Here is a 5,270-nt window from a genome sequence, read left to right as displayed (position 1 = left end):
CTACCTAGTTCAAAACTATGTCCGTTGTTCTAGTGCAGAGCAAACTGCTAATTCAAACGAAGAAAAGCTGCCTCAAAATTTTGGGGTCAGCAAGACCTTTTATGAAGAATTGAGAATATGTACCATGTGTTTCTTCTCGATAACTTATTGGTTTACATAAAGCCTGCCAGGATCGCCCAGAAGAACTATGCATGGGGTAAGCTTTACTTAGAAAGTTTTAGGACATCCGAAATCGTGATGAACCAAGAGGAACTCGGAGACGATAAATACTATCTTATTGATTTTCTTCATCTTGCTAGCAAGATAGATTTGTATTCGCTTGCAACGGCAATAAGACCGCTAGTGGGCGCTGCCTTTGAGTTTCAAGAAGACGTGTTTGTCACGTGCATGGTCTCAAGCTGGGATGGCCACGAAGTTACCATCGCACATCCCGTCCATGCAGCACTACCTGGGCATGAAGCTGGCGGTCAGCTTACCGAGGACAACGCCTCAACTTATATCACTTTGGCATTAAAGAGGCCGCTTGATACTGATTGCAATTTAGGTATGTGTCAGCAGAATTCTGCAGCCTTGGTTGCAACCACGCTGGCGAATGCATTTGATACGGAGGTCCTGCACAGTAAAACTTGGGACATTGATCTGGCGAAGACGACACTTTGGAATCGAAGATATACTAGCGACGTGGCGCTTGTTGATTATCCGCATCCAGTTATTTTTTCAAGTGGTTGGAAGAGACAAGTTTTTGTAACTACGATCGATTCACTACGCCCAAAGTACGAGGGACCACTTGATTTCCTCTTTGTGGTTCATCCACGGACGGCGATCGAAGACTGGCGGCAGTTATTTCCGATTCTGCGCGGTCTGAGAGCAAGTTTTGCAGGGTTTTTCCCCCCCACCTCCTCAATCGTTCTATCTCCTATCGAGGTCCCGGTCGGTGATCGCCTCCTCCGAGGCGAGCTGGTGACGATTCCGCATGGCCCTGTAGAAATGCTCGATCGACTTCCTGAGGCCAGGGATGCGGTAGTTCAGATTCTCGATTACGCTAAGTACCGTGAAACAAAGATGGTGGGACTGGGTGCCTTGATTCCTTCGTTAACGAGACACGGCAGGTTTCTGAGGCAGACAAAGCCTGACGTATCGATCACGACCGGCCATGGATTCACCGCGCTGACGATTGCGCGGATGGTGGAGGAGATCGAACAAGAAATCGGCTCCGACGGTGTGGTCGCAGTGATTGGAGCGGCGGGCTCCACGGGAAGGGCGGCGCTGAGGTGCATGTTCAGACGTTCTCCGACCAGGAAAATTCTGGCGGTGGATTTGTCACTGCAGTTGGACAAGATCCCTCAGATTCCTGGATGGAATCCAAAGGTGCATAAGCTAACGTCTCTCAAGCATGAGATCAAAGAAGCCACAATCGTCGTTTGTGTCACTAATGCTATTGGAAGTATCCTCCAACCCGAAGACTTCGGGCCCAACACAGTCGTGTTAGACGACGCTCAGCCGGAGAATGTCGATCAGTCTGTACTGGTGGCCAGACCAGACATCCGCATTATCAAGTGCCTCGCCCGGATTCCCGGACTCTCCTGCCCATTTGAGATGGGCCTCTTCGCCCCGCAGAATCGCGACCAGGAAGTTACTTTTACCTGTCTTGCTGAAGCAGTCCTGTTGGCGGCTGAACATTATCCATGCTCGTATATCGTTGGCGATCCTACTGACGAGCAGTTTGACTATCTCGAGAAGGTGGCTGTGCGGCACAGTGTGACACCTGCGAGGTTTTTTAGTTTTCCTAGTCTCGGTGCTGTTGATCTTCGCGTTCATGGTCAAGAAAATTGATTTTGAAATACTATCAGGGTCATGAAAAAACCTTAGATTGCAACTTAAATGATTAATGAAATCTTAGCCGCGAAGCCTTTGAGCAAACGTAGTCTCTCTCTGGATTATATAAGGGCTACGATAATATTATTGGTGCTTTTATTGCACACCATCGTAGGCTATGTGCCTTGGGCCAGTTTCAATCCGTTGGACTATATTCACTCTACAGCACCCATTGTTGACGCGAATACGAGCATGGTTTTCAACTTCCTGCCGCTTCTCATCAACAGTTTTTTTATGGCATTACTATTCTTCGTTTCTGGCCTCTTTGTGTGGAAGAGCATTGCCAATAAAGGAAGTATCCGTTTCCTCCTAGACCGCTTAGTAAGGCTAGGTATTCCGTTTTTAGTAATGGTAGGCATCATCATGCCACTCGCATATTATCCGTCTTTTCTCCAGACCGGAGCCGAGGAAAGCTTTATCTCCTATTGGTCTGGCTGGTCATGGCGCTCCGGGCCCGCCTGGTATCTTTCGCTGTTGTTTGTCTTCGATCTGCTCGCTGCTATCTGCTTTAAATTTGCGGCGTATTCAAACCGAAGCGCGCCCAAGAATATTATTCGGCAACCCAGTTCTTTTTTTATAGTACTTGTCTTCCTCTCTTGCGTAAGTTTCTTATCAATGTTTGCTATGTATGGACCATATCAGTGGCTTGAATGGCCCCCTTTCACCATCGGCCAAGCCTGTCGTATTGGCTTATATCTGGTTTATTTCTTCGAAGGTGTCTACCTTGGTGCTTTTGGATTAGAATCTACGTTTCTGAGACACCCTGGGCCACTTTCAAGTCGTTGGTGGATGTGGCTGCTCGCCTCATTAATCGCCGCAGTCGCCCTCGTCATAACAACATTCGCGGTAAAAATAGATCCAGCAGGACCTTGGTCAAGACCTAACGGATGGTTTCTCTTTGGGTTCTGTTTCGTCATGTACAGTGCGATCCTATCCCTCGCGGCCCTAGCGCTATTTCTTCGATTTGTAGACATCCGAGTCTCATGGGCGGATAGCTTATGCAAAAATTCCTATGCCATTTATATCGTTCACTATCCGTTCGTGGTCTGGACCCAGTATGTACTTCTTGGTTGGTCAATGGCAGCAGAGATAAAGGCAGTTTTCGTATTTACTATTTCACTCGCTGTCAGCTGGGCAACAAGTGTGATGCTTCGACAGATTCCTGGCATCAAGGCTATCATTTAATTTAATTCTCGATATTTAATGTATGACACTGCTAGCATTGCTCTAAAAGCTCAAATGACGCTGCTGAGTTATTACTCCCGTTTCATTCTTTTTCAGAAGAAATCGAACGAGACAGCTGTCTAGGTATTGTAGCCAGATTTACAAACTTTCTGTTCATTAGATCCTCACCCCAAGAATGCTTTGATTCTACGCGCGCAAAGCACATGCGATCACTGATTTACTTTTGAATAGTAAATACGTTGTATGTAGTGGCTTAGCGATTTTTAAATTTTCCAGTTAGAATGATAAAACTCTTCTTCCCTGGGCAATGGTTGCAAGTAAGTCTAGTTTTTCTAGTCAAGCTTTAGGCTTCCGCTGAATATTTGATAGACGCTTTAAATAGCTATTTGCTTTCCTGGTAATACCTGGAACAGCATGATTTGACTCTATTATGAATTGTTTTGGTGTTTTGAGTGCTTTGTTTAAGCTCATTCAGGAATATTTCTTGCCAGCTTCCGCTTGATGGGCAGTAGCCAATTAATTAATTGCCCTATTAGTGGTACTTTGAATTCTTTTCTTGCTGCAACAGCCATGGCCATGGCATGCTCTTTTGTGTGACTCAGGCTGATTGAGATTTGTTCAAAACCATATAGGTCGAGAAGGATATTGGCTCTTCTGGATAGACTTATATGTGGAGCTCCGTAGGCATCATTCTTTACTGAAAAATCTGAAAGGTCTATCGACGCTATTGCTGTTTCCAGTGGGAATAGCTTGAGACAGGCCTCTTTTGCGGCTAACCGTGCAGCTAATCGACCATAACGATTCATCGATTTACCCGCATAATTAAGCTCTTCTAGGCTGAAAATTCCCTCAAGAACTTCACTCGTTGTATTATTTATAAGACCCTTAACTCTAGTAATATCTACAAAGTCCACACCGCATTTGAATTTTTCTGGCATTACCCACCACCTCGACGGCTAGATGCTCTGACGATCAGTGCACAGTTTTGACCTCCGAAGCCTCGCGCTAGAATTAGTGCAGTATCATTGACGGGCTCCATGTGAGACTTCGCAATTGGCAAGTCTTCCAATGATCGATCGATCCTTTTCAGAGTGGCAATTGCAGGAATAATGCCACGTTGAAGTGCCGTGATAGCTAGAACAGTATCCAGACTCCCCGAAGCTCCTAATGTATGACCAAATGCCCATTTGAAACAGGTGATTGGTGGTATTCTATTTCCGAATACCTTTCGAATTGCTGTGCCTTCAGAGAGGTCTGATTTTATGGTGCCGTTTCCATGGCAAACAATCATTCCGATCTGTTGAGTACTCAGACCTGCCTGTTCTAGACCAAGGCAAATTGCCCTTGAGATTCCATCGCCGTCCTCTCTAACAGGTAGAAGTCCTTGGGCTTCTGATGTGCATCCCTTACCAAGAATCTCAGCATGGACAACAGCTGATCTTGCTGAAGCCGTCTCATGGGTTTCGAGCACAAGAGCTGCACCACCCTCTCCAAGGATGCAACCAGAACGTTCAGTATCAAAGGGAGTAAGCGAGGCTTTTGCAAGTAAACCTGCAATATGATAGTAAAGAACTGTCTGAGGATCAACAGGAGCATCATGACCGATGGCGAGGGCTTGATCAGTATCGCCAATACGAAGGCTTTCAAATGCTTCAATAATTGAGAGCAACCCACTTGTACTGTGATTTGTAATGAAAGCATTGGCCCCCTTTAGTTTATTTCTAATGCCAACATGACATAAAACGTTGTTTGGCAAGTTACCAAGTAGCCACATTGGGTTTATAAAGTCTTTGAGTCTTTCGCCAATTATTACTGTACTTCCATTTGCTTCATTGATCAGTGGCAGGAAGTCATACTGGGTGCTATGGAGGGCGCCACTGGTTCCTCCAAAAATGCCAAATCTTTCAGCAACGCAATCATCTGCTTCCGTAGACAATGTATCTCTGTATGCTCTAATACCCGCAGAGGTGAGTGCTTTTTCGGCAACATAAATGCCCAGTACATCAGTTCTTTTGATTAACTTAAGCAGTTTTCGATCATTAATTAGATCTCTGGGCTTCAATCCTACTATGCCAGCTAGGCGGCATGGCCAGTTCTCCGCCTCCCAGTTTTTATGCTCGGTTATGCTTTCAATTCCATCAAGCAAAGAATTAAGGATATGCTCTGGATCATTGCCTGCTTCGCAAATCGCACCCATCCCAGTGACTACA

4 protein-coding genes are annotated in these 5,270 nt (G+C 45.7%); 2 read left to right on the top strand and 2 right to left on the bottom strand.

The genetic code is table 11. The features are described from left to right. Positions 1-117: 117 nt before the first annotated feature. Together KBY75_RS15260 and KBY75_RS15255 are read left to right on the top strand one after the other, a co-directional pair. Positions 118-1,833, top strand: a complete 1,716-nt coding sequence (locus KBY75_RS15260; protein ID WP_255024571.1) for a hypothetical protein — start codon at positions 118-120, stop codon at positions 1,831-1,833. 48 nt (positions 1,834-1,881) lie between these two features. Continuing rightward, the gene (locus KBY75_RS15255) at positions 1,882-3,060 is read left to right on the top strand and encodes an acyltransferase (RefSeq protein ID WP_255024570.1); all 1,179 of its coding nucleotides are present in this window, start codon (positions 1,882-1,884) and stop codon (positions 3,058-3,060) included. 467 nt (positions 3,061-3,527) lie between these two features. Here the strand turns inward: KBY75_RS15255 and KBY75_RS15250 are convergent, their stop codons facing one another. Further along, positions 3,528-3,998 (bottom strand): holo-ACP synthase, encoded by a 471-nt coding sequence (locus KBY75_RS15250; RefSeq protein ID WP_255024569.1) that lies wholly within the window; start codon positions 3,996-3,998, stop codon positions 3,528-3,530. Continuing rightward, positions 3,998-5,270 (bottom strand): beta-ketoacyl synthase (locus KBY75_RS15245; protein ID WP_255024567.1); only part of this gene is annotated, 1,273 nt, incomplete at its 5' end. The genes KBY75_RS15250 and KBY75_RS15245, both read right to left, overlap by 1 nt.

The organism is Cyanobium sp. T1G-Tous, assembly GCF_024345455.1.
Classification (GTDB): Bacteria; Cyanobacteriota; Cyanobacteriia; order PCC-6307; family Cyanobiaceae; genus Cyanobium_A.
This window is presented reverse-complemented; position numbering and strand designations above follow the sequence as displayed.